This window comes from Krasilnikovia sp. MM14-A1259, assembly GCF_047159535.1.
Lineage (GTDB): Bacteria > Actinomycetota > Actinomycetes > Mycobacteriales > Micromonosporaceae > Actinoplanes.
Window position 1 is genome coordinate 6,598,045 of record NZ_BAAGAJ010000002.1, and the last position, 26,240, is coordinate 6,624,284.

The 26,240-nt window shown below is 72.1% G+C and carries 22 protein-coding genes; 18 read left to right on the forward strand and 4 right to left on the reverse strand.

Annotation, left to right across the window (positions count from 1 at the left end; translation table 11 throughout):
* Window positions 1–45: 45 nt before the first annotated feature.
* The 5 genes from ACMCNK_RS30010 to ACMCNK_RS30030 all read left to right on the forward strand — a co-directional run bounded on the left by ACMCNK_RS30010 (window position 46) and on the right by ACMCNK_RS30030 (window position 7,510).
* Window positions 46–1,998, forward strand: a complete 1,953-nt coding sequence (locus ACMCNK_RS30010) for a TIGR03960 family B12-binding radical SAM protein (RefSeq protein ID WP_412739695.1) — start codon at window positions 46–48, stop codon at window positions 1,996–1,998.
* Window positions 1,999–2,092: 94 nt separating this feature from the next.
* Complete coding sequence (locus tag ACMCNK_RS30015; protein WP_412739696.1) at window positions 2,093–4,684, forward strand: hypothetical protein; 2,592 nt, start codon at window positions 2,093–2,095, stop codon at window positions 4,682–4,684.
* A gap of 15 nt (window positions 4,685–4,699) precedes the next feature.
* Complete coding sequence (gene rffA / locus ACMCNK_RS30020; protein WP_412739697.1) at window positions 4,700–5,872, forward strand: dTDP-4-amino-4,6-dideoxygalactose transaminase; 1,173 nt, start codon at window positions 4,700–4,702, stop codon at window positions 5,870–5,872.
* 28 nt (window positions 5,873–5,900) lie between these two features.
* Window positions 5,901–6,788 (forward strand): methionyl-tRNA formyltransferase, encoded by an 888-nt coding sequence (locus ACMCNK_RS30025; RefSeq protein ID WP_412739698.1) that lies wholly within the window; start codon window positions 5,901–5,903, stop codon window positions 6,786–6,788.
* A 14-nt stretch (window positions 6,789–6,802) separates the two neighbouring features.
* Complete coding sequence (locus tag ACMCNK_RS30030) at window positions 6,803–7,510, forward strand: class I SAM-dependent methyltransferase (protein ID WP_412739699.1); 708 nt, start codon at window positions 6,803–6,805, stop codon at window positions 7,508–7,510.
* Window positions 7,511–7,542: 32 nt separating this feature from the next.
* Here ACMCNK_RS30030 and ACMCNK_RS30035 read toward each other — a convergent pair whose 3' ends face one another.
* The gene (locus ACMCNK_RS30035) at window positions 7,543–8,526 is read right to left on the reverse strand and encodes a glycosyltransferase family 2 protein (RefSeq protein WP_412739700.1); all 984 of its coding nucleotides are present in this window, start codon (window positions 8,524–8,526) and stop codon (window positions 7,543–7,545) included.
* A gap of 132 nt (window positions 8,527–8,658) precedes the next feature.
* Here ACMCNK_RS30035 and ACMCNK_RS30040 point away from each other — a divergent pair, with 132 nt between their 5' ends.
* Window positions 8,659–9,105: a GtrA family protein gene (locus ACMCNK_RS30040; RefSeq protein WP_412739701.1), complete on the forward strand. Its 447-nt coding sequence runs from the start codon at window positions 8,659–8,661 to the stop codon at window positions 9,103–9,105.
* Window positions 9,087–11,021, forward strand: coding sequence for a hypothetical protein (locus ACMCNK_RS30045; protein ID WP_412739702.1), 1,935 nt, complete (start codon window positions 9,087–9,089; stop codon window positions 11,019–11,021). The genes ACMCNK_RS30040 and ACMCNK_RS30045 overlap by 19 nt, the downstream gene beginning before the upstream one ends.
* On the opposite strand, the gene rfbB is transcribed toward ACMCNK_RS30045, so the two are convergent.
* Window positions 10,999–11,976: a dTDP-glucose 4,6-dehydratase gene (gene rfbB, locus ACMCNK_RS30050; protein ID WP_412739703.1), complete on the reverse strand. Its 978-nt coding sequence runs from the start codon at window positions 11,974–11,976 to the stop codon at window positions 10,999–11,001. The genes ACMCNK_RS30045 and rfbB overlap by 23 nt on opposite strands.
* The gene (locus ACMCNK_RS30055; RefSeq protein ID WP_412739704.1) at window positions 11,973–13,040 is read right to left on the reverse strand and encodes a glucose-1-phosphate thymidylyltransferase; all 1,068 of its coding nucleotides are present in this window, start codon (window positions 13,038–13,040) and stop codon (window positions 11,973–11,975) included. Before ACMCNK_RS30055 ends, rfbB begins: the two co-directional genes overlap by 4 nt.
* Window positions 13,041–13,091: 51 nt before the next feature.
* Here ACMCNK_RS30055 and ACMCNK_RS30060 point away from each other — a divergent pair, with 51 nt between their 5' ends.
* From ACMCNK_RS30060 to ACMCNK_RS30090, 7 genes are all read left to right on the forward strand, one after another.
* Complete coding sequence (locus ACMCNK_RS30060) at window positions 13,092–13,904, forward strand: TIGR03936 family radical SAM-associated protein (RefSeq protein WP_412739705.1); 813 nt, start codon at window positions 13,092–13,094, stop codon at window positions 13,902–13,904.
* Window positions 13,905–14,034: 130 nt separating this feature from the next.
* The gene (locus ACMCNK_RS30065) at window positions 14,035–17,091 is read left to right on the forward strand and encodes an Rne/Rng family ribonuclease (RefSeq protein ID WP_412739706.1); all 3,057 of its coding nucleotides are present in this window, start codon (window positions 14,035–14,037) and stop codon (window positions 17,089–17,091) included.
* Window positions 17,092–17,218: 127 nt separating this feature from the next.
* The gene (locus tag ACMCNK_RS30070; RefSeq protein WP_412739707.1) at window positions 17,219–17,761 is read left to right on the forward strand and encodes a hypothetical protein; all 543 of its coding nucleotides are present in this window, start codon (window positions 17,219–17,221) and stop codon (window positions 17,759–17,761) included.
* Window positions 17,762–17,939: 178 nt separating this feature from the next.
* Complete coding sequence (gene rplU / locus ACMCNK_RS30075) at window positions 17,940–18,254, forward strand: 50S ribosomal protein L21 (protein ID WP_130511172.1); 315 nt, start codon at window positions 17,940–17,942, stop codon at window positions 18,252–18,254.
* 9 nt (window positions 18,255–18,263) lie between these two features.
* Window positions 18,264–18,533: a 50S ribosomal protein L27 gene (gene rpmA / locus ACMCNK_RS30080; protein WP_412739708.1), complete on the forward strand. Its 270-nt coding sequence runs from the start codon at window positions 18,264–18,266 to the stop codon at window positions 18,531–18,533.
* An 84-nt stretch (window positions 18,534–18,617) separates the two neighbouring features.
* Window positions 18,618–20,138 carry a GTPase ObgE gene (obgE, locus tag ACMCNK_RS30085; RefSeq protein ID WP_412739709.1) on the forward strand — a complete coding sequence of 507 codons (1,521 nt, stop codon included), beginning with the start codon at window positions 18,618–18,620 and terminating at the stop codon, window positions 20,136–20,138.
* 57 nt (window positions 20,139–20,195) lie between these two features.
* Complete coding sequence (locus tag ACMCNK_RS30090; protein ID WP_412739710.1) at window positions 20,196–20,648, forward strand: GNAT family N-acetyltransferase; 453 nt, start codon at window positions 20,196–20,198, stop codon at window positions 20,646–20,648.
* Here the strand turns inward: ACMCNK_RS30090 and trpS are convergent.
* Complete coding sequence (gene trpS / locus ACMCNK_RS30095) at window positions 20,637–21,620, reverse strand: tryptophan--tRNA ligase (RefSeq protein WP_412739711.1); 984 nt, start codon at window positions 21,618–21,620, stop codon at window positions 20,637–20,639. The two genes, ACMCNK_RS30090 and trpS, sit on opposite strands and share 12 nt — an antisense overlap.
* 266 nt (window positions 21,621–21,886) lie before the next feature.
* Here trpS and pepN point away from each other — a divergent pair, with 266 nt between their 5' ends.
* The 4 genes from pepN (at window position 21,887) to ACMCNK_RS30115 (ending at window position 26,186) form a co-directional block, all read left to right on the forward strand.
* On the forward strand, window positions 21,887–24,394 hold the full coding sequence (pepN, locus tag ACMCNK_RS30100; protein WP_412739712.1) for an aminopeptidase N: 2,508 nt from the start codon (window positions 21,887–21,889) through the stop codon (window positions 24,392–24,394).
* Window positions 24,395–24,481: 87 nt separating this feature from the next.
* Complete coding sequence (nadD, locus tag ACMCNK_RS30105; RefSeq protein WP_412739713.1) at window positions 24,482–25,090, forward strand: nicotinate-nucleotide adenylyltransferase; 609 nt, start codon at window positions 24,482–24,484, stop codon at window positions 25,088–25,090.
* A gap of 68 nt (window positions 25,091–25,158) precedes the next feature.
* Window positions 25,159–25,557 (forward strand): ribosome silencing factor, encoded by a 399-nt coding sequence (rsfS, locus tag ACMCNK_RS30110; RefSeq protein ID WP_412739714.1) that lies wholly within the window; start codon window positions 25,159–25,161, stop codon window positions 25,555–25,557.
* The gene (locus tag ACMCNK_RS30115) at window positions 25,554–26,186 is read left to right on the forward strand and encodes a histidine phosphatase family protein (RefSeq protein WP_412739715.1); all 633 of its coding nucleotides are present in this window, start codon (window positions 25,554–25,556) and stop codon (window positions 26,184–26,186) included. The genes rsfS and ACMCNK_RS30115 overlap by 4 nt, the downstream gene beginning before the upstream one ends.
* Window positions 26,187–26,240 lie beyond the last annotated feature (54 nt).

The following is a 26,240-nucleotide window of genomic DNA, read 5'->3' on the forward strand; positions in this document are numbered from 1 at the left end:
GGCCGCGGCCGACGTGGGCCGAGGACCCGCGTACCCTGGAGCGTTATGAGTGTCGCATCCGTCTTTCCGCAGCTGGAGCAGTTGTTGCCCCGGGTGAGCAAGCCGATCCAGTACGTGGGCGGCGAGTTGGGTGCCGTCAGCAAGGACTGGGACGCCGCCGTGGTGCGGTGGGCGCTGATGTACCCGGACGCGTACGAGGTGGGCCTGCCCAACCAGGGCGTGCAGATCCTGTACGAGGTGCTCAACGAGCAGCCCGACGTGCTGGCCGAGCGGACGTACGCGGTCTGGCCCGACCTCGAGGCGCTGATGCGCGAGCACGGGGTGCCGCAGTTCACGGTCGACACGCACCGGCCGGTGCGGGCGTTCGACGTGCTCGGGGTGTCGTTCGCCACCGAGCTGGGCTACACGAACCTGCTCAGCGCGCTCGACCTGGCCGGCATCCCGCTGGAGGCCAAGGACCGTACCGAGGCCGATCCGATCGTGCTGGCGGGCGGCCACGCGAGTTTCAACCCGGAGCCGATCGCGGACTTCGTCGACGCCGCGGTGCTGGGCGACGGCGAGGAGGCGGTCCTGGAGATCTCCGGGATCATCCGGGAGTGGAAGGCCGAGGGCTGCCCGGGCGGGCGCGAGGAGCTGCTGCTGCGGCTGGCCCGTACGGAAAGCATCTATGTGCCCCGCTTCTACGACGTCGACTACCTGAGCGACGGCCGCATCCAGCGGGTCGTGCCGAACCGCCCGGACGTGCCGTTCCGGGTCGCCAAGCGCACGACGATGGACCTGGACGCCTGGCCGTACCCGAAGAAGCCGCTGGTCCCGCTGGCCGAGACCGTGCACGAGCGGTACGCGGTGGAGATCTTCCGGGGTTGCACCCGCGGCTGCCGGTTCTGCCAGGCCGGGATGATCACCCGCCCGGTGCGGGAGCGGTCGATCACCACGGTGGGGCAGATGGTGCGCGACGGGCTGGAGTTCTCCGGCTTCAACGAGGTCGGCCTGCTGTCGCTGTCCAGCGCCGACCACTCCGAGATCGGCGACATGTGCTCCGGCCTGGCCCAGCAGTACGCCGACACCAACGTGTCGCTGTCGCTGCCCTCGACGCGGGTGGACGCGTTCAACATCGACCTGGCCCAGGAGCTGTCCCGCAACGGGCGCCGCACCGGCCTGACGTTCGCCCCCGAGGGCGGCTCGGAGCGCATCCGCAAGGTCATCAACAAGATGGTGACCGAGGAGGACCTGATCCGTACGGTCGTGACGGCGTACTCGAACGGCTGGCGGCAGGTGAAGCTGTACTTCATGTGCGGCCTGCCCACCGAGACCGACGACGACGTGGTGCAGATCGCCCGGATGGCACACCATGTGATCAAGGCCGGGCGTGAATCCGCGGGCACCAAGGACATCCGGTGCACGGTGTCGATCGGCGGGTTCGTGCCCAAGCCGCACACCCCGTTCCAGTGGGCCGCGATGACCCCGCCCGAGGTGATCGACCACCGGCTGAAGCTGCTCAAGCAGGAGATCAACAGCGACCGCTCGCTGGGCCGGGCGATCGGCTACCGGTACCACGACGGCGAGCCGTCATTGATCGAGGGCCTGCTGTCGCGCGGTGACCGCCGGGTCGGCCGGGTCATTCGCAAGGTGTGGGAGTCCGGTGGCCGTTTCGACGGCTGGAGCGAGCACTTCTCGTACGCCCGCTGGGTGGACGCGTGCGCCGAGGTGCTGCCGGAGTTCGGCGTGGACCTGGCCTGGTTCACCACCCGCGAGCGGGACCAGCTGGAGGTCCTGCCCTGGGACCACCTCGACTCGGGGCTGGACAAGGACTGGCTGTGGCAGGACTGGCAGGACTCGCTCGGCGAGTACGAGCAGGACGACTGCCGGTGGACGCCGTGCTTCGACTGCGGGGTGTGCCCGGCCATGGACACCGAGATCCAGATCGGGCCCACGGGCCAGAAGCTGCTGCCGCTGACCCCGATCAACGGGATGCGGGTGCCGGCACAGACCCTTTAGCGGCGCTGCGCCCGGAGGCTGGTCACTCCGTTCCGTGATCATCCCATGACTGCTTGTGCTCAAGTGTGGGTCCTCGGTGTCGATAGAGGCCCCGATGAAACTCTTTGCGCGCGCCGCGGTCGCCGCCCTGGTCGCCGCTCTGTCGGTGTTCGGGGCGGGGGTGGCGCACGCCGGCGCGACCGCGGCGGGGGCCGCGTACTCGAACTTCGACGCGGCCGGGGAGCATACCGTCGTGGTGCTGCCGGTCTACTGGACCGCGCCCGACGCGCAGACCACCACGAGTCTGCGCGCGCTCGCCCGGCAGATGGGCGACTACTGGAGCGAGCAGACCAACGGCGCGATCACCGTTCCGGAAGCCAAGATCACTGTCCGTGACTGGATGTCGATCGCCGACCCCGTGACATGCGACCGGGACGCCATCTTCTACGCGGCGCTGGGCGCGGCGAACGAGCGCGCGGGCGCGTACCACAAGCACGTGATCGTGTACTTCCCGCAGACCGCGTACTGCACGTGGAAGGGATCGGGCTCGGCGTATCCCGAGTACGAAGGCAACATCTACCACAGCGTGTACGGCTGGATGTGGATCAACGGGTACACGTCGGTGGACGTCTGGGCCCGCGAGTTCGGACGCAACTTCGGCCTCGGTTCGGCGCGGGCGGCGACCTGCTACAGCGGCGCCACCCAGGTGCCGTTGAGCGACACCTGCTCCACGCGCGACGGTTACGACTACGACCTCATGGGGGCCGACCGCGGGGGCGACCCGTTCACCCTGAACACGGCCCTGGCCGACCGGATCGGGCTGCTCGATCCGAACGCCGTGCGCACGGCGAGCGTGGGCGCCTCGTTCACGCTGGCGCCGGTCAGTTCGCACACCGGCCTCATGGCGGTCAAGGTCCCGCTGTCCGGTTCCTTCCTCTACGTCGAGTACCGGCCGCGGGTCGGCCGCGACGCCAACGAGCCGCCCGGGTGGTCCGGGGTGCAGGTCCGGCAACGCGACACCTGGGGCTACTTCTCGCGAGTGCTCGCGCTGAACCCGGACGGCAGCGACGGCCTGCTCGCCAACGTGGCGGCCCGCGTCGGCGTCGGGTGGGACATCCCCGGCACGTATCTGACGCTCGTGGTCGACAGCGCCGACGCCGCTGGGGCCCGGATCCGGTTCGCCGCCCGGCCCGACAGCACCCCGCCACCGGTCCCGCAAGCGCCCACCGCGGGCGGCACGGCGACCGCCTCCGGCACCGCCCAGCGCGACGGGATCATCGGCGGGAACCTGTACGTCAACTGGCCCGCGCTCGACGATCCGGAGTCCGGCCTGGCCGCGTTCCACGTCTACGTGGACGACACCGAGGTGCGGACCGTGGGCGGCACCACGTTCGCGTCCGACCTGCCGGCGCTGACTCCCGGCGCCCACCGCGTACGCGTCGACGCGACCAACAACGCCGGCCTGACCACGGCCGGCGCGGAGACGACGTTCCACACGGAGCCGGCGCCACCGGCACCCGACGCCCCGACCGTCACCGCGGCCACGCACGGTTCGCAACTCGGTGGCGAGCTGACCCTGGACTGGCCGACGGTGGCCGGCGGCGACATCACCGGCTATCAGATCTACGTGGACGAGGCCCTGCTCGACACGGTGGGTCCCGGCAGCTCCCGTTACCGGGCCGATGCGCTGCCGACGGGGTATCACAGTGCGCGGGTGGCCGCGGTCAACGCCCTCGGTCTCGGCGTGAGCAGCGCCGCGACCGGCTTCTGGGTCGACGCCTCACCGCCGCCGGTGCCGGCTGCGCCGACGGTCACGGCGGCCGTGCAACAGCACGGGGTCCTGCGTGGCGCGTTGCAGGTGAGCTGGCTCTCGGTGAACGACCCGGACTCCGGCACCGTCGCGTACCGCGTATACGTGGGCGACACCCTCGTCGCGGACGCGCCGACCGCGGGCAACCCGGTGCAGGTGAACGCTCAGCCCAGCGGCACGTACCGGCTGCGCGTCGACGCCGTCAACGGCGCCGGACTGACCGCCACCGGCGCGACCACGACCATCCGGGTGGACGGCAGCACGCCGGTCGTGTCGATGCCGACGGTCGTTCTGCGGCCGGGAACCGCCGCGGCGGGCACGCCGGTCACCATCACCGCCTCCGCCGTCGACACCGGCGCCGGGATCTGCGCCATGACCACCACAGTGGACGGCCGGGTGGTCGGCACCGGATCGAGCGGCGCGCTGCGCGTGAACGCGACACTTCCCGCCGGTGGCACCGCGACCGTACGCGTGACCGCCCGCGACTGCGTGGGCAACGAGGCCACCGCGACGACGCCGGTCACCGTGTCCACCGCGGCCGAGACCGCCGCCCGGTACACCAGCGGCTGGAGCACGCGGCGTTCCGGGGCGTACGCCGGCCGTACGGCGAAGGTCTCGGCCCGGGCGGGCGCCGTGGCGACGTACCGGTTCACCGGCTCGCAGGTCGCTTGGATCGGTTCCCGGTCCGGCACCACGGGTGCGGCCACGGTCTACCTCGACGGGAAGCGGGTAGCCACCGCGCAGACCCGTGGCCGTACCGCCAACCGCCAGCTGATCTGGGCCGCCACCACCGGCTACGGCAGGCACACCTTGAAGATCGTGGTCAACGGACCCCCGGGGCGCTCGACGGTAGTCCTGGACGGCTTCATCACGGCGCATACCCCGCAAGGCCGGTGAACGGTTGAACGGGGTGTGCAGATCCCGTTCAACCGCCCGTTTCTCGCCGACCGTGAGCTTGACTATCTGATCGAGGCGGCGTCGTCCGGGCACACGTCCGGCGACGGGCCGTTCACCCGGCGCGCCACCACGCTCCTCGGCGAGCTGACCGGGGCGCGGTCGGTGCTGCTCACCACGTCGTGCACGCACGCCCTGGAGCTCACCGGGCTGCTGCTGGATTTGCACCCCGGCGATGAAGTGATCATGCCGTCCTTTACGTTCGTCTCGACTGCGAACGCGTACGTGCTGCGCGGCGCGGTGCCGGTGTTCGTGGACTGCCGCCCAGACACGCTGAACCTCGACGAGCGGGCGCTGGAGGCGGCGATCACGCCGCAGACCCGCGCGGTCGTGGTGGTGCACTACGGCGGGGTGGCCTGCGACATGGACGCCGTCACGGCGATCGCAGCACGGCACGGCATCCCGGTGATCGAGGACAACGCGCACGGGCTCGGCGGCAGCTATCGCGGGCGGCCGCTCGGCTCGTTCGGCGCGCTGGCCACGCAGAGCTTCCACGCCACCAAGAACGTCCAGTGTGGCGAGGGCGGCGCGCTGCTGATCAACGACCCGCGGTTCGTGGAACGGGCGGAGATCATGCGGGAGAAGGGCACTGATCGCAGCCGCTTCTTCCGCGGCCAGGTCGACAAGTACCGGTGGATGGACCTGGGATCCAGCTATTTGCCGTCGGACGTGCTGGCGGCCGGGCTCACCGCGCAACTGGAGGCGTTCGGAGAGATCCAGCGGCGGCGCCACGCGGTCTGGCGGGCGTACCATGCGGCCTTCGCCGACCTGGATGCGATGCGCCCGGTAGTGCCGCCTGAGGTGGTGCATGCCGCGCACCTCTACCACCTGTTGCTGCCCACCTTGGAACAGCGGCAGGACCTGCTGAACCACCTGGCCGGCCACGGTGTGCAGGGCACGTTCCACTACCAGCCGCTGCACAGCGCCCCAGCCGGGCGGCGGTTCGGGCGTACCGGGCCGGGCGGGTGCCCGGTCACCGCCGCGGTGGCCGACCGGCTGGCCCGGCTGCCGTTGTACGCCGGACTGTCCGATGCGGAGACCGGCCGGGTCATCGACGCGGTCCGGTCGTTCCGTCCGAGCCCGGGCGGCACCCCCACTCAGCGCGGGCACCGCGCCGAGGTGCCGTCGTGACGGCTTCGCTCACGCGGAGCGCTCAGCGGTGACCGCCCTGAACCTGTACGCCATGACCGTCAAAGGTGTGGCCGTCTTCAAGGCGTTGTGCGCGGCTGTGCCCGGGGTGGTTCAGGCGGTCGTGTCGGCCCGCGACCCGGGCACCCGGGACGGCTCGTACGACCGGCTGGAGCGGGCGTGCGCGCAGCGGGCGGTGCCGTTCCTCGACCGGTCCCGGGCGGACGAGGTGCCGGCCGCGGCCATCGCCATGGCGGTCGGCTGGCGCTGGATCATCCCGGAGCGGCCGGGAACCATCCTCGTCGCCTTCCACGACTCGCTGCTGCCGCGCCACCGGGGCTTCAACCCGCTGGTGACCGCGCTGCTCGCCGGTGACGCCGAGACCGGGGTGACGGCGCTGCTGGCCACGTCCGAGTACGACCGGGGGGACATCCTGGGCCAGGTGGCGGTGCCGCTGCCCCGCCCGATCCGGATCGCCGATGCCATCGACCGAGTCGCCGCCGGGTACGCCGAGCTGGCCGCCGACCTCGGCGCGCGGCTTGCGGCGGGGCAGCGGTTGACCGGGGTGCCGCAGGACGAGCGGCTGGCCTCGTACAGCCTGTGGCGCGACGACGCGGACTACGAGATGGACTGGACCGGCTCTGCCGATCGGCTGCGCGACTTTGTGTACGCGGTCGGCCCGCCGTACGCAGGTGCCCGGACCCGGCTCAACGGCCAGGGCGTGCGGGTCTGGGACGTCACCGTCGAGCCGGACGTCGACGTGGCCAACCGCGTACCCGGAAAAGTGATCTTCCTGCGCGAGGGCCGGCCGACCGTGGTGTGCGGTACGGGACTGTTGCGCGTCGACGCGATGACGCAGGACGACGACCCCGCGGCGAGTTGTCTGCCGCTGAGCCGATTCCGCAGCCGGTTCGGCTGATTGAGGAGGGTGACATGGACGCCGGCGACATCCGCAGGCTCGCCACGCTGGAGGACCGGCACTGGTGGTTCGGCGAGCGCCGGGCGATCCTGGCCCGGTGGCTTCGGCAGTTGCGCCGGTGCGGGACCGCACCCGGTACGGCTCTCGACATCGGCGCGGCCGCGGGCGGCAACACCCGGGTGTTGCGTGCGGCGGGCTGGCGCCCGATCGCGCTGGAGTACAGCGCGGACGGCGCCGCGATAGCCCGCGAACGCGGCCTGACCGTGATCCGTGGTGACGCCACGAACCTGCCCTGCGGGTCGAGGACGCTGGATCTGGTCGCCGCCTTCGACGTACTGGAACACATCGAGGACGACTACCTCGCGGCGGCCGAGATCCGGCGGGTGCTGCGTCCGGGCGGCATCCTGCTGGTGACCGTGCCTGCCGACATGCGCCTGTGGTCGGCGCACGATGTCGGCAGCCATCACTTCCGCCGCTACGACCGGGCGTCGCTGCACCGTGTCGTCTCCAAGGCGGGCTTGCACGTGGAGCAGCTGTGGAACTGGAACGTGCTGCTGCGCCCGGTGGTCGCGATGACCCGTAAGCGGGCCTCCGGCAACGAGTTGACGATGATGCCGAGGCCGGTGAACGCCGCGTTGCGTTCCGTGGTGGTGGCCGAGCGGTACCTGCCGGTGCGGCGCGCACCGGGTGTCTCCCTGATGCTGCTCGCCCGCCGGAGTTGACCAGGCGGCGTCGCGCGGACCGGCGTGCGCGGTCAGTGGCGGACCAGCCCGGCGGTCACCGGCCCGGAGGGCTGCTCCGGCAGGTCGATCACGGGGTCGCCGCTGGCCGTTTCCCGCACCAGGTAGGCGGGCCGGCCCATGCCCGCGGTGTGGATCCTGCCGACGTACTCGCCGAGTACGCCGAGCGCGATGAGCTGGGCTGCGGCGAAGATCGCCACCGCGGACGCGATGGTGGTGAAGCCGGCCACCGTCGTGGAGCCGGTGACGTACTGGTAGGCCAGGCGCGCGAACAACACCAACCCGACCGTGCCGATGGCCAGCCCGATCCAGGTGACCAGGCGCAACGGCAGGATGGAGTAGCCCAACAGCAGGTTCGCGGTGTACCGGACGAGCGTGCGTACGGTGTAGCCGGACTTGCCGTTCGTGCGCTGCTGCATCGGCACGGTTACCGCGGCGACGCTGGTGGTGCCCCAGGACAGTGCCACGTCCACCGAGGTGTGCGGGCCCGCGATGTGCGCGAACGCGGCGACCAGGTGGGCCCGGAAGGCCCGGAACGCGCTGAGCTGGCGCGCGTGCCGAACACCGAGCATGCGGGCCATCGCCGCTTTCACCGTACGGGAGGCGAAGCTGCGCAGGATGCCGTGCTCCTCCTGGCCGGCGACGCCGTACACGAGGTCCACGTCACTGGTGAGCGCTTTGAGCAGTTCGGGGATCTGCTCGGGCGGGTGTTGCAGGTCGTCGTCCATGGTGACGATGACGTCGTGCCGGGCTGCGCGCAGGCCGGCGACCAGGGCGTTGTGCTGGCCGTAGTTGCGCGACAACCGGATCGCCCGTACGTCCGGCTGCTCGGCGGCCAGCATGGCCGCGACCTGCCAGGTAGCCGCTTCGCCGTCGTCCACGACGAGCCAGATCTCGTACCGGTCCGTGCAGGTCGGCATGACCCGGCCGAGGCGGTCGACCAGCTCGGGGAGCGTGCCGTACGAGCGGAAGCAGGGAACCACGATGGACACGGCCACGAGAAAGATCCTTGATCAAGTGGAATGTTCGGGAGGGACAATTTGTGAGTCTTTGAGACGGTTATAGTATCTAGCCCGATTTAATACGCCCGTCGCGAGAACCAACGGCCGCGACTCCCCGGAGGAAACAGCGTGACCACGTCGGTCCTCGTGCGCGCCGCATCCGATCAGCGGGTGCGCTATCTCGCGGCCGGTGGCTCGGGCGCCGTGCTCTACTACGTGCTGTTCAGCGCGGCCTGGCTGGTCGTCGGGCGCACCGTGCCGTACCTGGGGATCGCGGTCGGGGTCAGCACGGTCTGCGCGGTCGGCACTTATCCGATCTACCGCGTGCTGGTGTTCCGCGCCGGCGGCCCGGTCGTCGGCGGGTTCCTGCGCTTCTACCTGCTCTGTCTCGGCTCGCTCGGGTACACGGTCTGCGGACTGTCCATCCTGGTCGAGGCGGCCGGCCTGCATGTGCTCGTGGCGCAGGCGATCGTGGTGGTCACCGGCCCGGTGATCAATTACCAGTTCAGCCGGTTGTGGGCCTTCCGCAAGCCCCGCCGGACAGGAGGCGTGAGCCGATGTCGACCATCCCGCTGACCCGCGTGGGCGCCGGTCCGGCCCCGGAGGAGAGCGCACCCGCCGGGCCGGCGCCGAAGCGGCGTGCGGTGCCCGCGACGGTGTTGATCTTCGCCGCCGCCCTCACCGCGGTGTGGAGCGTCGTTGCGCTGCGGGCCGCGGGGCGCGGTTTCGACGTCACCGACGAGGGTTTTTATCTGCTGAGCTACCGGTGGTGGAACAGCGACCACCGCAGTTTCACCGGCGTCCAGTACCTCTACGGCCCGGTGTTCGCGCTGCTCGGTCACGATATCGCAGGATTGCGTACGGTCCGTCTCGGCACCGTACTCATCGCGCATCTCGTGTTCGGTGTGGAGTTCATGCGATGGCTGCGCCCGCGGCGACCGCATGCCCCCGCCACCCGGCTGTGGGAAGCGGCCGGCGCGGCTGCCATCGTCGCGGCCGGTGGCGCGGTATACGCCTGGCCCCCGCAGACCCCCGGCTACAACGACGTCGTCCTGGTGGGCGCGCTGCTCGCCACGGCGGTGGTGTTTGCCATGGCCAGGCACGCCGAGCGCGGTGACCGGGTGCCGGTGTGGCTGCCGGTCGCCTTTGGCGTGCTCGTCGTCCCTGTGCTGCTCGCCAAGTGGGCGGCTCTGGCGCTGCTCGGCCTGATCGCCGGCGCCGCGGCGGTCGCGCTCGCCCCCGGCCGGGTGCGCGCGCTGCTGCGCGCGGCCGGCGCTGCGCTGGCCGGAGCCGCCGCGGCCACCGTGGCGTTCCATGTCCTCGTGGTACCGCTGACCACCGCGCTGCCGCCGATCATCGCGGTCAACCGGTTGATGGCGCAGAATTCGTTCGCGATCCCCACGCTGCTGGCGCGGTATGTGCGGGAGACCCGGCCCACCGTGGAGACCGTCGCCCACGTGTACGCGATCCTGCTGGTCGCGATGGTGGCCGCAACCCTGATCCGCCGCCCCGTCGCCCAGGCGGTCGCCGCGGTGCTGGGCGTCGCCGGGCTGGCCGTGGCGGTGCAGCACACGGTGCGCGACGGCGGGCTCGGCGGCGGCCCGGTCAACTCCGGGAAGTTCCTCGTCCCAATGCTCGCGGCCCTGCTGACCGCGCTGGTGGCAGGCGGCGCCGGGCTGGTACGCGATCGCCGCGCGGCCGTTCAGCGGGCGGCGGGAGCGTCCGACCCGCTCCCAGCCGGTACACGCCCAGCAACGCCCGGTCCGGTGGCCGGTCGTCGGGACGATCGCTGTCCCGCAGCCCGTCCGGGTCTGCGTGCCGGGGTGCTGCTCGGCACGCTCGTCGTGCTGCCGCTGGGCTACGCGTTCGGGACCAGCAACCCTCCGCTCAAGGTGGCGGTGCTGGCGTTCGGCGCGTGGATGGCGATTCTGGTCGCGGTGGTCACCGGGCTGGATCGCCGGGCGCCGGCGGCCCGGGGGCTGATGGCCGCCGTGGCAGCCGGGGCGTTGCTGGTCTCGACGTGCTTGGCGATCGGCGGGTTGTGGCGCAACCCGTACCTGACCGAACGTCTGGACCGGGCCACGGCCGCCGTGCCGGGGGTGCCCGCGCTGGACGGGGTGCGGATCGAACCGGCGCAGGCGCGGGCGTACGCGGACCTGCGCGCCCGCCTGGGGCCGTACCTCACGCCGCCCGGCCGAAAGGTGATCGGGCTGGACATGATCGCCGGGGTCGTCCTGCTGCTGGGCGGCCGGTCGGTGGGGGAGTTCTGGTATTCGGCGAACGACCCGGCGCGCATCCGGGCTGGGATCGCCGCGGAGTGTGCCGACGGTCCACCGTGGCCGGCCGGCCGGGCCCCGATCCTGGTACTGACCCGCCCGGTACGGGCGACCGACGCGGACCTGATCGCACCGTGCGGACTGCAGCTGCCGGACTACCGGCAGCTGGCCCCGCCCGTCGAGACCGGCGGGTTCACCGTGCTCGTTCCGCGCTGATCCGCAGTGGTTCCCACCACGCGCGACGAATGCGGTACCAGTCGACGGTGTCGGCCAGCCCGGCCGCGAAGCCGATCTCGGGGGTGTACCCAAGGGCAAGGATCTTGGTGATGTCGACACTGTACCGGCGGTCGTGGCCGGGCCGGTCGGCGACCTGCCGGACGCTCGACCAGTCCGCGCCGCACGCGTCCAGCAGCAGCCGGGTCAGCTCGCGGTTGGTCAGCTCGGTGCCGCCGCCGATGTTGTAGATCTCCCCGGGTGCCCCTTTGGCCAGCACCAGCCGGATACCCCGGCAGTGGTCCGCCACGTGCAGCCAGTCGCGTACGTTGAGCCCGTCGCCGTAGAGCGGCACCGGCAGCCCGTCGAGCAGGTTCGTCACGAACAGCGGGATGACTTTCTCCGGGAACTGGTACGGCCCGTAGTTGTTCGAGCAGCGGGTGACCCGGACGTCCATCCCGTACGTGCGGTGGTAGGCGAGGCATAGCAGGTCCGCGCCCGCCTTGGCCGCCGCGTACGGCGAGTTGGGCCGCGGCGGGTCGGTCTCCGGCCACGACCCGGACGGGATCGACCCGTACACCTCGTCCGTGCTCACCTGCAGGAACGTGGTCACCGCGGCGTGCCGGGCGGCCTCCAACAGGGTCTGCACGCCGAGCACATTGGTGTGCACGAACGCCGCGGCATCGGCGATCGACCGGTCCACATGCGTCTCGGCCGCGAAGTTGACCACCATATCCGTGCCGGGCAGCACCGTGGCCAGCACCTGCGGGTCCGCGATGTCGCCGCGCACGAACCGGTATCCGGCGTACCCGGCGAGATTGGCGAGGTTTCCCGCGTACGTGAGCTTGTCGAGAACCGTGACCCGGGCGTCCTCGAAACCGGGGCAGCCGCCGTCCAGCAGGTCCCGGACGAACTGTGAACCGATGAAACCGGCACCACCGGTGACCAGGATCCTCATCCGCGCAGCCGGACCGTGCTGTGGTCACCGAGGACGAGCTGGTGGGTGTTGGGGGCGCGCCGGGCCGGCATCACCGTGACGCCCTTGCCGATCAAGGATGCCTCGATCCGGGCCACCCCCCGCACGGTGGACGAGTTCATCACGATGGAGTACTCGATCTCGGCGTCCTCCAGCGTGCAGTCGGCGCCGATCGACGTGAACGGCCCCAGGTACGAGTCGATGATCTTGGTGTCCGCGCCGATCACCACCGGCCCGCGGATCACCGAGTTCTCCACCACCGCGCCCGGTTCGAGCACGACCCGTCCGACGATCTCAGTACGGTCGTCCACCGTCCCGGACAGCCGGGTCTCGATCGCTTCCAGCACGATCCGGTTGCACTCCAGCATGTCCTGCACCCGCCCGGTATCCTTCCAGTAACCGGTGATCAGGTGCGAGTGCACGTGATGCCCGTGGTCGATCAGCCATTGCACCGCGTCGGTGATCTCCAGCTCCCCCCGGGGCGACGGGACGATCGCGCGGACCGCCTCGTGCACCGCCGGGGTGAACATGTACACCCCTACGATGGCCAGATCGCTGGCCGGGTCGTCGGGCTTCTCGGCCAGGCCTACGATCTGCCCGCTGCGGCCCAGCTCGGCCACCCCGTACGAGCGGGGGTCGTCGACCGGGGTGACCAGGATCTGCGCGCTGTAGTCGCCGGTGCCGAACGCGGCCACCAGCTCCTGGATCCCCCCGACGAGGAAGTTGTCACCCAGGTACATGACGAAGTCGTCGCCGGCCAGGAACTCGCGGGCGATCAGCACACAGTGCGCCAGGCCCAGCGGAGCCCCCTGCGGCAGGTACGTGACGCGCAGGCCGAACAGTGAGCCGTCGCCGACCGCGGCGCGTACCTCGTCGCCGGTGCTGCCGACGACGATGCCGACCTCGACGATGCCCGCGGCCCGGATCGCCTCCAGCCCGTAGAACAGCACCGGCTTGTTCGCCACCGGGAACAGCTGTTTTGCGGAGGTGTTGGTCAACGGGCGTAGCCGGGTGCCGCGGCCCCCGGCCAGCACGAGAGCTTTCATGCCGGGCTCAACGATCGGGCGGTGGGCCGGTCGTCCGGGCGGCGAGGGATGATGAGAGCCGACGTCGACGCGAACAGGAGTGCAGCGATTCCCAAGAACCAGCCCCCGGGCGGCCAGGCACCGGTCGTCCAGCGCATCCGGATCCGGTACGCCAAGCGCGGGCCGTTGCGCTTCACCTCGCACCGGGACTTCGCCCGTGCCCTCGAACGGGCGGTACGCCGCGCCGCCGTCCCGATCGCGTACTCCCAGGGCTTCACCCCCCACCCCAAGATCTCGTACGCCAGTGCAGCCCCGACCGGCGTGGCCAGCGAGGCCGAATACCTGGAGATCGGCCTGCAGGCGCCCGTGGATCCGGGCGAGCTGCGCGCCGCACTGGACGCGGCGCTGTCCCCGGGACTGGACGTGCTCGATGCGGTTGTGGCCCGCGAGGGCACCAGCCTGGCCGACCGGATCGACGCCTCCCGGTGGCGGCTGGAGCTGCCCGGCGTCGAGCTCGCGACCGCCGAGACGGCCGTCGCGGCGTTCCTGGCTGCCGAAGAGGTGCTGGTCGAGCGCATGACCAAGCAGGGACGCCGGGCCTTCGACGCCCGTCAGGCAGTGACCGCTCTCGTTGTCTCGGGTGACCCGGATGCACCGTCGGGGGCACCGGGCGCGTCGTGTGCGATAATCGACCTTGTCGTGCGGCAGGTCACGCCCGCCGTGCGACCCGATGACGTCCTCTCCGGCCTTCGTGTCGTGGCTGGTCTGGAGCCGCCGGTGCCGCCCCGCGCGACCCGGCTGGCACAGGGCACGCTCACCCCGCAGGGGGAGATCGTCGATCCGTTGGACGCGGATCGCGAGGACGCCCCCATCGGAGGGCGCTAGCCGCTTCGGCCGGCGTCCCGTTGGCAGACTTCGGCTGCCCGTCCGACGAGGCCGGGGCCGAAACACGTGCGGCGACCCTGCGTGGCAGCGCTCACCCGCGCCCGGGGTTGCCAGGAACTGGAGAACGCCCATGCTCGACAACGAGCCCCAAGACAACTTGGGAGACCAGGGCGGTGAACGGGACGGCGCTTCCGCTCCGTCCGGCGATGCCGCCGCCGACAGCACCACCCCGCGCCGTACGCGGGCCCCGCGCCGGAAGGCGGCCGCCCCTGCGGAGACCGCCGGGACCGACGGCGCAGCCCCGGCCGAGCCCGAGGCCGCGCCCACCCGGCGCCGCCGCAAGGCGGCTGCCCCGCCCGCCGCGGACCATCCCCCTGCCGAGCCCTCCGCCACGGATCCGGCCGCCGTGGTGGAAAGCCTGCTCAGCGACGCTGAGCCCGCCGCGGCCCGGGAGCCGGTCCGGGCGCCCGAACCCGTCGTGGCGCCCGAGCCGGTGCTGGCCGCCGAGCCGGTCGCGGCCCCGGAGCCGGTCGCGGCCCCGGAGCCGGTCGCGGCGCCCGAGCCCGCCCCGGCCGCCAAGGCGACCCGGAGCCGCCGCAAGAAGGCTGCCGCGCCCCCGCCGGTCCCGGCCGAGGACGCCGAGGAGCCGGACGAAGAGGCCGAGCTCGGCCCGGTGATCGCGGTCGTCCCGCTCGACGACGACCTGGTCGAGGAGGAGCCCGCCCCCCGGGCCCGCGCCGCCGCGCTGCCTCCCGCCGTACTGTTCATGCCGCCCGAGCCCGAGGCCGCCCCGGCCCCGCGCAGCCGCCGCGGACGCCGGCCCGCCGCCGAGGCCGGCGAGGTCGCGGCCGAGCCGGTCGCCGCCGAGACGGCGGAGGTGGCCGAGGAACCGGCCGAGCCCGCCCGCCGCGGCCGGCGCCGCCGCCGTGGTGCCGAGGAGCCCGGCGAGGTGGCCGAGACGACCACCGACACCACCGAGTCGCTGCTCGAGGAGCCCGACGAGAGCGCCGACGACATCGACGACGGCGTCGACGAGGATCTCGACGACGAGGACGGCGCCCGTCGCCGTCGCCGCCGCGGACGCCGGGGCCGGGGCCGCGGCAAGGGCCCCGCGGACGAAGTCGAGGGCGGCGACGCCGAGCCCGAGGCTGAGCCCGCCGCCGAGGCCGAACCCGAGGACGAGGAAGGCGAGGAGGGCGACGGGGTGACCCGCCGTCGTCGCCGTCGTCGCCGCAAGGGTGCGGGGGACACCGACACCGGGGGCGTCGAGGACGGCGTGCACACGGTCGTACGGGTCCGCGAGCCGCGCCGCACGGACGAGGTGCAGGGGGTTTCCGGCTCCACCCGGCTGGAGGCCAAGCGGCAGCGCCGCCGGGACGGCCGTGAGCAGCGCCGGACCCGCCCGCCGATCCTGAGCGAGTCGGAGTTCCTGGCCCGCCGCGAGGCGGTCGACCGGGTCATGGTCGTGCGCCAGAAGTCCGACCGTACGCAGATCGCGGTGCTGGAGGACGGCATCCTGGTCGAGCACTACGTCGCCCGGGCCACCTCCGGCACCATGGTCGGCAACGTGTACCTGGGCAAGGTGCAGAACGTGCTGCCCAGCATGGAGGCCGCGTTCGTCGATGTCGGCCGCGGCCGCAACGCGGTGCTGTACGCAGGCGAGGTCAACTGGGACGCGACCGGGCTGGAGGGCCGGGCCCGCTCCATCGAGCAGGCGCTCAAGTCCGGCGACTCCGTGCTCGTGCAGGTGACCAAGGACCCGCTGGGGCACAAGGGCGCACGCCTGACCAGCCACATCGCGCTGTCCGGCCGGCACCTGGTGTACGTGCCGAACGGCAACGCCTCCGGGATCAGCCGAAAGCTGCCGGACACCGAGCGCAAGCGGCTGCGCGACGTCCTGAAGAAGCTCGTTCCGGACGGGGCGGGCGTCATCGTGCGTACCGCCGCCGAGGGCGCCAGCGAGGACGGCCTGGCCCGCGACGTCAAGCGGCTGCAGGCGCAGTGGGAGGACATCCAGGCCAAGGCGGCCGAGGGTGGCGCCCCGCGTGCGCTGTCGGAGGAGCCTGACCTGGTCATCCGGGTCGTCCGGGACCTGTTCAACGAGGACTTCCGCGAGCTGGTCGTGCAGGGCGAGCAGGCGTACGGCGAGATCGAGGCGTACCTGAACGCGGTCTCCCCGGACCTGGTCGAGCGGCTGCGCCGGCACAACGGCACCGCGGACGTCTTCGCGGACAAGCGGATCGACGAGCAGATCCTCAAGGGCCTGGACCGCAAGGTGTTCCTGCCGTCGGGCGGGCACCTGGTCATCGACCGTACCGAGGCGATGACCGTGGTGGACGTCAACACCGGCAAGTACACCGGGGCGGGCGGCAACCTGGAGGAGACCGTCACCCGCAACAACCTGGAGGCGGCCGAGGAGACCGTGCGCCAGCTGCGGCTGCGCGACCTCGGCGGCATCGTGGTCATCGACTTCATCGACATGGTGCTGGAGAGCAACCGGGAGCTGGTGCTGCGCCGGCTCACCGAGTGCCTGGGCCGGGACCGCACGAAGCACCAGGTCACCGAGATCACGTCGCTGGGTCTGGTGCAGATGACCCGGAAGCGGATCGGTGCGGGATTGCTGGAGGCGTTCAGCGAGACCTGCGACCACTGCAAGGGCCGCGGGGTGATCGTGCACACCGAGCCCGTGCCGGAGAAGCGTCCGGCCGGGGCGGCGAACCAGGTCAAGGCCGTGGCGTCGGCTCCCGCCCGGAGCGAGGCGCCGACCGGCCGGTCGCGGCGACGCCGCGGTGGCGCCGAGCCGGCCGCGGCCGAGGTGCCGTCGTCCGTGGATCTTCCGGCCGCGGAGGCGGCGGTTCCGATGGCCGAGCCGGTGGTTCCAGTGATCGAGGCGTCCGCCCCGGCCGTGGACGCCGGCGCGGGCTCGGGTGTCATCACCCCGTCGGCCCCGCAGCTCACCGCGTCGGACGGCGACGACGAGTACGACATCAGCGGGTACGACCTGTCCCGGTACCAGACGTCGGACTATGCCGACGAGGCGGAGCCGTTGCGCCTCACCGGTGCGGACGACCCGGACGCGGCCGACGACGAGGACGAGGACGAGGACGACGACGAGCCCGTGGGTGCGGCGTCCGGCGGTCGCCGCCGGTCGCGCCGGGGCGGGGCACGCCGCCGTACCCGGCCCTGAGCGACAGCGGTCGAGCCGGGTCCGGGAAACCGGGCCCGGCTCCGTCCTGGGAACAGTGACGCCCCCGGGCATGGCCGGTGGTCGATCTCGGATACCCTCGCCGCACCCGTCCCCTGAGGAGACAACCGTGCGACGCCTGTGCCTGACCGCCGTGAGCGGTGCTCTCGTCCTGTTCGGCGCGGGCTGTTCCACCGGCCCGGACAAGGCCGGGCCGGTTGCGGCGCCCGCGGTGGCTCCCGCTGCACCGACGGCCGCCGGTGGTGGCACTTCCGCCCCTGCCGCTGGTGCGGCGTCGGCCGCCGCGTCCGCCGAGGCGGGCGGGGATGCCGCGTTGAAGGGCAACTCCGCCGCCATCTGCGACCAGGCCGCCACGACCGGCGCGCACGCGGGCGCGACGTTCGCGCAGGACCTCAAACTACTCATCGATGCTGAAACCGGGCAGGATTCCGCCGCGGTGACGCAGGCCCGGGCGAAGACGTCCAGGGACGTGCAGAACTACGCGTACGCGCTGGCCGACATGGGCAAGCTCGCCTCCGAGCCGGGCCTCAAGAAGGCCCTCACCGCCATGAGCAAGCAGGTCGGCGCGCTCAAGGGCGACGTACGCAAGCTCGACGCCGCGCAGCTCGCTGCGCTGCAGGCAACGCTCGAGAAGGCCTGCGGAAAGGGCTGACGGGCCCCCGGTTTGGGTGCCGGGCCGCCGATGAAGTACTCTTTCTGACGGCGCATTTTGATGCGTCTCGTTCCTGTGGGCACCGCTCGGGTTAGCGACCGGGGTTGCCAACCCGGGAACCCCCAGTTCCATCCGCCAGCAGCGACCTGCTGCGTAAGTCTCAGGGAGTCCGCGTCCGATGTACGCGATCGTCAAGACCGGCGGCAAGCAGTACAAGGTTGCCGAGGGCGACGTGATCGAGGTCGAGAAGCTCGCGGGTGAGCCCGGCGATGCGGTGACGCTCGCTGCGGTGCTCCTCGTCGACGGTGACGACCTGGTGACCGATGCGGCCAAGCTTGCCAGCGTGGCGGTGTCCGGCGAGATCGCCGCGCACACCAAGGGTCCGAAGATCCGGATCCACAAGTTCAAGAACAAGACCGGCTACCACAAGCGCCAGGGGCACCGCCAGCCGCTGACCCGCGTCAAGGTGACCGGCATCTCGACCGGGAAGTAGGGCGCAGCCATGGCTCATAAAAAGGGTGCATCCAGCTCGCGGAACGGCCGTGACTCCGCCGCCCAGCGGCTCGGCGTCAAGCGGTTCGGCGGCCAGCTGGTCAACGCGGGCGAGATCCTGATCCGTCAGCGCGGCACGAAGTTCCACCCGGGCGAGCTGGTCGGCCGCGGCGCCGACGACACGCTGTTCGCGCTCGCGTCCGGCAACGTGCTGTTCGGCACGAAGCGCGGCCGCAAGACCGTCAGCATCGTCCCGGCCGCGGAGCCGGTGTCGCAGTAGTTCCGCTTCACGACGGGCCGTGGGACGTTTCGTCCCCGGCCCGTTGTTGCGTTCACGGGGACCACGAGAAGTTGGAGATCGCCAGTGACCACGTTCGTCGACCGGGTCGTGCTGCACCTGCAGGCGGGTGACGGCGGGCACGGCTGCGTCTCCGTGCACCGGGAGAAGTTCAAGCCGCTCGGCGGGCCGGACGGCGGCAGCGGCGGGCACGGCGGCAGCGTCACGCTGGTCGTGGACCCGCAACAGCACACGCTGCTGGACTTCCACTTCCGGCCGCACGTGAAGGCCGCCAACGGCGGTGGTGGCGCCGGCAGCAACCGCGACGGCGCCAACGGCAAGAACCTGGTGCTGCCCGTACCGGACGGCACGGTGGTGCAGACCGCGGACGGTACGGTGCTGGCGGACCTGGTCGGCGCCGGGACCGAGTACGAGGTGGCCCGCGGCGGCCGGGGCGGGCGCGGCAACGCGTCGCTGGCCAACGCACGGCGTAAGGTGCCCGGCTTCGCGGAACTGGGCGAGCCCGGCGACCGCCTCGACGTCGTGCTGGAGCTCAAGAGCGTCGCCGACGTGGGCCTGGTCGGCTTCCCGTCGGCGGGCAAGTCGTCGTTGATCTCGGTGCTGTCCGCGGCCCGCCCCAAGATCGCCGACTACCCGTTCACCACGCTCGTGCCGAACCTCGGGGTCGTCCAGGCCGGGGATCAGACGTTCACGATCGCGGACGTGCCCGGGCTGATCCCGGGCGCGGCCACCGGCAAGGGTCTGGGCCTGGAGTTCCTGCGGCACATCGAGCGGACCGCGGTGCTGGTGCACGTGCTGGACTCGGCCGCGCCGGAGATCGAGCGGGACCCCTTGGCGGACCTGGACGCGATCGAGGCGGAGCTGGCCGCGTACGGGGGGCTGGAGGACCGGCCCCGGCTCGTGGTCCTCAACAAGATCGACATCCCGGACGGGCGTGACCTGGCCGACATGGTCCGCGCCGACCTGCAGGCTCGCGGTCTGCCGGTGTACGAGGTCAGCGCGGTGAGCCGGGAAGGGCTCAAGGAGCTCACGTACGCGCTGGCCGAGGCGGTCGCCGCGCACCGGGCCGCCGCCCCGGTGGTCGAGCCGACCCGTACGGTGCTGCGCCCCCGCGCGGTCGACGACACCGGCTTCACGATCGAGCAGGACCCCGAGGGGGTGTACGTGATCCGCGGCCCCCAGGTGGAACGCTGGATCCGGCAGACGAACTTCGACAACGAGGAAGCCGTCGGCTACCTCGCGGACCGCCTGGAACGCCTCGGGGTGGAGACCGCGCTGGCCAAGGCGGGCGCCCAGCCGGGCGACGCGGTGCGCATCGCCGACCGGGAGTTCGACTGGCAGCCGACGTCCGCGGCGTACGTGGCGGGCCCGCGCGGCACCGACCAGCGCCTGGCCGAGCCGGGTGCCCGGACGACCGCGGCGCAGCGGCTGGCCGCCCGCAAGGCCCGCCGCCAGCGTTCCGACGACGAGTTGCTGCACATGTCCGCGGACGGCACGGTGTCGACGATCGCCAACGCGCAGCGCCCGGTGCTCGTCGACGACCTCACCGACGACGCCACGGATGATCTGGACGACACGGACGAATAGCGCCATGGCCAGCTCTCGGCAACCCTGGGGAAACGGTGGGTGGCTAGCGTGGCGAGCGTGTTGATCGAATCGCGGCCCCTCACCGACGCCGAGTTGGGCACGCTGCTGCTCGCCCAGCAGCGGGAGCTGGCCGAGGCCCACGGCGGCGCCGACGACGTGGCGTACGCCGTCCGGGACGCCGCGTCGTACCTGGTCGCGGTGGTGGACGGCCGGGCGGTGGCGTGCGGCGCGTGGCAGCCCCTGGAGCCCGGCGCGGCCGAGCTCAAGCGGATGTTCGTGCGGCCGGCGTACCGGGGACGCGGGATCGCCCGGCAGCTCGTGGTCGCGCTGGAGGAGGAGGCGCTCGCCGCGGGCCGGCCGACGCTGCGGCTGGAGACGGGCACGTACCTGCCCGCGGCGATCGCCCTGTACCGCTCGTGCGGCTACGCCGAGATCCCGCCGTACGGCGAGTACGCGGGAAACCCGTTCAGCGTGTGCCTGGAGAAGCGGCTCGCGGTCTCAGCCCAGTAGGCCGATCGCCTCGCGGGCCCGGCGGACCGTGGCGCGGGCGGTGTCGCGTACCCGGGCGGCGCCGTCGGCCAGCACTTCGGCGACGTACCCGGGGTCGGCCGCCAGCTCGGCGTGCCGGGCCCGGATCGGCGCCAGCGCCGCCTCCACTGCGTCGGTCACCTCGCGCTTGAGGGCCGCGTACGAGCCCAGCGGGCCCGGCGGGGTCCCGGTGCAGCCGGCCAGGATCTCCAGCAGGTTCGTCACCCCGGGCTGCGCGTCCGGGTCGTGCCGCACCACCCCGGCAGTGTCGGTGACCGCGCGGGCGATCGTGCGGCGTACCAGCTCGGGCGGGTCGAGCAGCCCGATGCGGCCCGCCCCGGCCGCGCCGCTCTTGCCCATCTTGGCGTGTGGATCGGCCAGGTCCATGATCCGGGCCGCGGACTCCGGCCGGACCGCCTCGGGCACCACGAACGTCTCGCCGTACCGGGCGTTGAACCGCAGGGCCAGCGTCCGGGCCAGCTCCAGGTGCTGGCGCTGGTCGTCGCCGACCGGCACCTCGCGGATGTCGTGCAGCAGGATGTCCGCAGCCATCAGCACCGGGTAGGTGAGCAGGCTGAGCCGGACCGGGCCGCCGCCCGCGGACTTCTCCTTGAACTGGATCATCCGGGCCGCCTCGCCGTGGCCCGTGGCGCATTCCAGCAGGTAGTGCAGCTCGGTATGCTCGGGCACCTGGGACTGCACCACGATGGCGGTGCGCGCCGGGTCGACGCCGGCGGCCAGCATCACGGTCGCTTGTTCGCGTGTCAGCGCCCGTACCGTCTGCGGGTCGTGCTCGACCGTGAGCGCGTGCAGGTCCGCGATCAGCGCGATCGAATCGTGGTCGTGCTGCGCCGCGGCCATCGGCCGCAGCGCGCCCAGCAGATTGCCCAGGTGCAGGTGGCCGGTGGGCTTGAAACCGCTGAGCCGGCGGGTGCGGGTCACGGTGAGGGTCATGGCGGGCTCCTTCGATCAGGTACGGGGAGCCGCCTCGCGCGCTGGACGCCGCCTGCACAGACACAAACGCGGCCGCCTGCGTGGAGGCGGCCGCGGATGAAGTCATGCGCGTGGGGTCGGACCGCCCGTCAGGACGGCCACCAGCAGAAACTGTGCACGCGCATGCCGACGAGAGTAGCGCAGCCCCGGCGGCCCTGCCGCCCCGGTTTTCCGGGTCTGGGGGAGTGCCGTCGCGGCGGGCAGGCCGGACCGGCATGATGGTCGACATGCCGATCCTGAGCCGCGACGAGGCGGTCACCCGGGCCGCGACGATCACCGTGACCGGGTACGAGATCGATCTCGATCTCACCACCGGGGCCGAGACGTTCCGGTCCCGCACCACGGTCCGGTTCAGCGCGCAGCCGGGTGCCACGACGTTCGTCGAGGTGGAACCGGCCACGCTCGGCAGCGCGCGGCTCAACGGGACGCCGTTGCCCGCGGACGCGCTCGTGGAGCACCGGCTCACCCTCACCGGGCTGGTGGCCGACAACGAGCTGGTGGTCGAGGCCGACATGGCGTACTCGAACACCGGGGAGGGCCTGCACCGCTTCGTCGACCCGGCCGACGGCAACGTCTACCTGTACGCGCACTCCTTCCTGGACGCCGCCCGGCGGATCTTCGCCTGCTTCGACCAGCCGGACCTGAAGGCGCCGGTCCGGCTCAGCGTCACCGCACCCGAGGACTGGCTGGTCGCGGCGAACGGGATGCCCGCCGGGAAACCGTCCGGTGGCAGGCACGAGTTCGCCCCCACCCCGCCGATGTCGACGTACCTGGTCAGCCTCATCGCCGGGCCGTACCATGCGCGCACCGCGGAGCACGACGGCATCCCGTTGGCGATCTACTGCCGACAATCGCTGGCCGAGCACCTGGACGCCGACGCCGACGAGCTGTTCACGGTGACCCGGCAGTGCCTGGACCGGTACCACGAGATGTTCGACGTGCGCTACCCGTATGGGCACTACCAGCAGGCGTTCGTGCCCGAGTTCAACGCCGGGGCGATGGAGAACCCGGGTCTGGTCACGTTCCGCGACGAGTTCGTGTTCCGCTCCGCGGTCACCGAAAGCGAGCGCGAACTGCGGGCCGTCGTGGTGGCGCACGAGATGGCGCACATGTGGTTCGGCGACCTGGTGACCATGAAGTGGTGGGACGACCTGTGGCTCAACGAGTCGTTCGCCGACTACCTCGGGGTCCGGGTGGCGGGGGACGCGACCCGGTTCCACGGGACGTGGACCACGTTCGCGATGGGTGACAAGGCGTGGGGGTTGCGCGCCGACCAGCGCCCCTCCACCCATCCCGTGGCGCCGGTCGAGGTGGCCGACACCGCCATGGCGCTGCTGAACTTCGACGGCATCTCGTACGCCAAGGGCGCCGCGGTACTCAAGCAACTCGTCGCGTGGGTGGGGGAGAAGCCGTTCCTGGCCGGGCTCAACGCCCACTTCGCCGCGCACGCGTACGGCAACGCCACGCTGGCCGACCTGCTGGCCGCGCTGTCCGAGGCCAGCGGCCGGGACCTGTCCGGGTGGGCCGACGTGTGGCTGCGCCGCGCCCAGGTCAACACGCTGCGCGCCGAGGTCGAATGCGACCCGGACGGCCGGTACACCGCGGTCGCCCTCGCGCAGACCGCCACGCCGGATCACCCCACGCTGCGGCCGCACCGGCTCGGCGTCGGCCTGTACGACCTCACCGCCGACGCGGCGGTGCTGCGGCGGCGCATCGAACTGGACCTGGACCCGGCGACCGACGGCGGCCGCACCCCGGTGCCGGAGCTGACCGGCGCGGCGGCCCCTGACCTGCTGCTGGTCAACGACGGCGATCTCACGTACGCGAAGATCCGCCTCGATGCCGCGTCCGCCGCCGCGCTGCCGAAGGTGCTGCCCGCGATCGGTGATCCGCTGGCCCGTGCGGTGCTGTGGGCCGCGGTGCTGGACACCGTGGTAGATGCCGAACGCCCGGTCGCCGAGCTGGTCGCGCTCGTACTCGCCGCGCTGCCGGTGGAGACCGAGGTGATCATCGTCGAGCACGTGCTGCGCACCACCCGCACGCTGGTGGACCGGTACGCCGTCGCCGAGGCGCGGCCCGCCGCGCTGGACCTGCTCGCCCAGGCGTGCGACCGCATGCTCGGCGCGGCCGATCCGGGCAGTTCCGGGCAGCTCGCCGCCGCCCGCGGCCTGATCGGGGCCACCTCCGACACCGCCCGCCTGCGCGGCTGGCTGGCCGGCGACGGGGTGCCGGCAGGCCTCGCGATCGACGCCGACCTGCGCTGGCTGATCCGGTACCGGCAGGCCGTTCTGGGCGACGCGGGCGCCGACGACATCGAGACGGAGCTGGCGGGCGACCGCAGCGCCACCGGAGAGCAGTGGGCGGCCCGCTGCCACGCCGCCCGCCCCGACCCGGACGCGAAGGCGCGGGCCTGGGCCACCCTGATCGGCGACACTTCGGTGTCGAACCGGCTGGTCGAGTCGGCCGCGGCCGGGTTCTGGCAGCGTGAGCAGTTGGCGCTCACCGAGAGTTACGTCCAGCGGTACTTCGCGGAGATGCCGGAGATGGCCAAGGTCCGGCCCGGCCAGGTGGCGGAACAGGTGGCGATTCTGGCGTACCCGACCGTGGCCGCCGCACCGCGGATCCGCGAGCTGGCCGCGGACCTGCTGGCCACCGCGGACCTGCCGGCCGTGCTGCGGCGGGCGGTCATGGACTGCGACGACGACGTACGCCGGGCCCTGGCCGCCGGGCGGTGACCGTGCCGGGCGGCTGGCCCCGTGCCGGCCGTCTCCGATCCGGGTGACCGGGGGCGGCGCCCGATCCGGGTGATCTACCATGCCCGGATGTCCAACAGGCGACGGATCGGGATCATGGGCGGGACGTTCGACCCGATCCATCACGGCCACCTGGTGGCCGCGAGCGAGGCCGCCGACCTCTTCGACCTGGAGGAGGTGGTCTTCGTGCCCACCGGGCAGCCCTACCAGAAGGGCGTCGTCAGCGACGTCGAGGACCGCTACCTGATGACGGTCATCGCGACCGCCTCCAACCCCCGGTTCCACGTCAGCCGGGCGGACATCGACCGGCCCGGACCCACCTACACGGTCGACACGCTGCGTGAGCTCGCCGCGGTGTACGGCCCCGACACGGAGTTGTTCTTCATCACCGGGGCGGATGCGCTGGCCCGCATCCTGTCGTGGAAAGACGCGCTGGAGATGCTGTCCCTGGCGCATTTCATCGGGGTGACCAGGCCGGGGTTCGAGCTGTCCGACGAGCACCTGCCCGCCGACACGGTCACCCTGGTCGAGGTGCCCGCGATGTCGATCTCATCGAGCGACTGCCGGGACCGGGTCCGTACGGGTAAGCCGGTGTGGTACCTGGTGCCCGACGGGGTCGTGCAGTACATCGCCAAGCGGCGGCTGTATCGCCCGGCTGGCGATGTCGGACGGGTGTGAGAGGCTTGTATCCCGGGAACGCCGGACCAGGTGGTTCCCGGAGGTAAAGGTCTGACGAAGGGAGCCTCTTGCCAGTCACCGAACGCGCTCGTGAGTTGGCGCTGGCCGCCGCGCAGGCCGCCGCCGACAAGAAGGCGCAGGACATCGTCCTCATCGACGTCGCCGACCAGCTGTACATCACCGACGCGTTCGTCATCGCGTCGGCGTCGAACGAGCGGCAGGTGATCGCCGTCGTCGACGCCATCGAAGAGGCACTGCTCAACCTGCCGGAAAAGGCGAAGCCGGTCCGCCGCGAGGGCGAGCGGCAGGGCCGCTGGGTGCTCTTGGACTACGTCGACATCGTCGTGCACGTCCAGCACACCGAGGAGCGCGAGTTCTACGCGCTCGACCGGCTGTGGAAGGACTGCCCGACGATCCCGTTCGTCGACCGGGACATGGTGCAGGCCGACACCTCCGGCGCCGCGTGACCCGCCTCATCGTCTGGCGGCACGGCAACACCGACTGGAACGCTGCCCGCCGCGTCCAGGGTCAGACCGACGTGCCCCTCAACGACCTCGGTCAGCGCCAGGCCGTGGACGCCGCCGAGCTGCTGGCCCGCCTGCGGCCCGCCGCCATCGTCTCCAGCGACCTGCGCCGCGCCGCGGACACGGCCTCCGCGCTGGCCGCGCTCACGGGCCTGGACGTGCACACCGACCCGCGGCTGCGTGAGCGCTACTTCGGCCCCTGGCAGGGGCTCACCATGGCCGAGGTGGCACAGGCCCGCCCGCAGGAGCACGCTCGCTGGAAAGTCGGCGACGACGTCATCGGCGACGACATCGAAACCCTTTCCGATCTGGGCAAACGCGTGGCGGATGGGCTACAGGCCGCCGCCGACCTGGTGCCGCCGGGGGCCACGGTTGTGGCCGCCACACACGGCGCCGCCGCCCGGCAGGGCATCGGGCACCTCGTCGGCTGGCCCACCGAGCAACTGCGCACGCTGCGGGCGTTGCAGAACTGCCACTGGGTCGAGCTGACCCACGACGAGGCACGCGGCTGGCAGATCGGGGCGTACAACGTCGGCCCGTTCACCCAGCAGCCCGTACCGCCGCCGGTCTGAGCGCGCGGCCCGCGGCGGGCGACGCGACACGCCGGGACCGTACGAACCGCACGC

Excerpts from the sequence above, each read along its gene's own strand:
- ACMCNK_RS30010 (WP_412739695.1), top strand. The coding sequence starts at position 46 with ATGAGTGTCGCATCCGTCTTTCCGCAGCTGGAGCAGTTGTTGCCCCGG.
- ACMCNK_RS30015 (WP_412739696.1), top strand. The coding sequence starts at position 2,093 with ATGAAACTCTTTGCGCGCGCCGCGGTCGCCGCCCTGGTCGCCGCTCTG.
- ACMCNK_RS30030 (WP_412739699.1), top strand. The coding sequence starts at position 6,803 with ATGGACGCCGGCGACATCCGCAGGCTCGCCACGCTGGAGGACCGGCAC.
- ACMCNK_RS30045 (WP_412739702.1), top strand. The coding sequence starts at position 9,087 with ATGTCGACCATCCCGCTGACCCGCGTGGGCGCCGGTCCGGCCCCGGAG.
- rfbB (WP_412739703.1), bottom strand. The coding sequence starts at position 11,976 with ATGAGGATCCTGGTCACCGGTGGTGCCGGTTTCATCGGTTCACAGTTC.
- ACMCNK_RS30055 (WP_412739704.1), bottom strand. The coding sequence starts at position 13,040 with ATGAAAGCTCTCGTGCTGGCCGGGGGCCGCGGCACCCGGCTACGCCCG.
- ACMCNK_RS30060 (WP_412739705.1), top strand. The coding sequence starts at position 13,092 with ATGAGAGCCGACGTCGACGCGAACAGGAGTGCAGCGATTCCCAAGAAC.
- ACMCNK_RS30065 (WP_412739706.1), top strand. The coding sequence starts at position 14,035 with ATGCTCGACAACGAGCCCCAAGACAACTTGGGAGACCAGGGCGGTGAA.
- rplU (WP_130511172.1), top strand. The coding sequence starts at position 17,940 with ATGTACGCGATCGTCAAGACCGGCGGCAAGCAGTACAAGGTTGCCGAG.
- rpmA (WP_412739708.1), top strand. The coding sequence starts at position 18,264 with ATGGCTCATAAAAAGGGTGCATCCAGCTCGCGGAACGGCCGTGACTCC.
- trpS (WP_412739711.1), bottom strand. The coding sequence starts at position 21,620 with ATGACCCTCACCGTGACCCGCACCCGCCGGCTCAGCGGTTTCAAGCCC.
- pepN (WP_412739712.1), top strand. The coding sequence starts at position 21,887 with ATGCCGATCCTGAGCCGCGACGAGGCGGTCACCCGGGCCGCGACGATC.
- nadD (WP_412739713.1), top strand. The coding sequence starts at position 24,482 with ATGTCCAACAGGCGACGGATCGGGATCATGGGCGGGACGTTCGACCCG.